This is a genomic window from Parendozoicomonas callyspongiae, assembly GCF_023502345.1.
Taxonomy (GTDB): Bacteria; Pseudomonadota; Gammaproteobacteria; order Pseudomonadales; family Endozoicomonadaceae; genus Sansalvadorimonas; species Sansalvadorimonas callyspongiae.
The window spans coordinates 1-805 of the sequence record NZ_JAMFLX010000118.1; the positions used below are offsets into that span (position 1 = coordinate 1).

General features: G+C 53.0%; 1 protein-coding gene. It reads left to right on the top strand.

The features are described 5' to 3' along the window. Window positions 1–61 precede the first annotated feature (61 nt). Window positions 62–805: IS21 family transposase (gene istA / locus M3P05_RS20540; RefSeq protein WP_249702005.1), on the top strand; the 744-nt coding region annotated here is incomplete at its 3' end.

Here is an 805-nt window from a genome sequence, read left to right on the forward strand (position 1 = left end):
CTTGTGCATTGATTTCCTTGAACTTTGGCCGTTGCCCTCCCTAACCACGGAGGGAGCAGCCATGTCTGACAACAGGATTTCCATGCGTAAACTCAAAGACGTTCTCAGAATGCACTACGAGAACAACCTCAGTACTCGCCAGATTTCTCGCTGTGTTCGGGTCAGTGTGGGCACAGTTTCTAACTACCTCCGCCTGTTTCGGGAAGCTGGGTTGAGTTGGCCGTTACCGAACGATTTCAGCGAAACGGCACTGGCGGCCTCCCTGTTTCCTGAAGCCCCGCTGCTTCATCGCAAAGGGTTGGTCGATCCGGATTGGGCCAGCCTTCATCAAGATTTGAAGAAGAAAGGGGTGACCAAGCAACTGCTCTGGGAAGAGTACTGTCAGACCTTTACTCTCAATGCTTATAGCTATGCCCAGTTTTGCCATCGCTATAAAATCTGGCGTGGCCAGCAGAAGCGCTCTATGCGCCAGCTTCACCGGGCTGGTGAAAAAATGTTTATCGATTATGCAGGGCCCACAGTTCCTTTAGTGAATCCACAAACCGGAGAGATTGACCGCCAGGCCCAGATCTTTGTCGCCGTACTGGGTGCCTCCAGTTATACCTATGCCGAAGCCACCCTGAGCCAGAAGTCTGAAGATTGGCTTGGCTCCCATGTGCGCGCCTTCGAGTTCTTTGGTGGTGTGCCGGACATGCTGGTTCCCGACAACCTCAAGAGTGGTGTCAGCCAGGCCTGTCGGTATGAACCGGACCTCAATCCTGCTTACCAGCATCTGGCCAACCATTATAAGGTTGCGGTCATACCA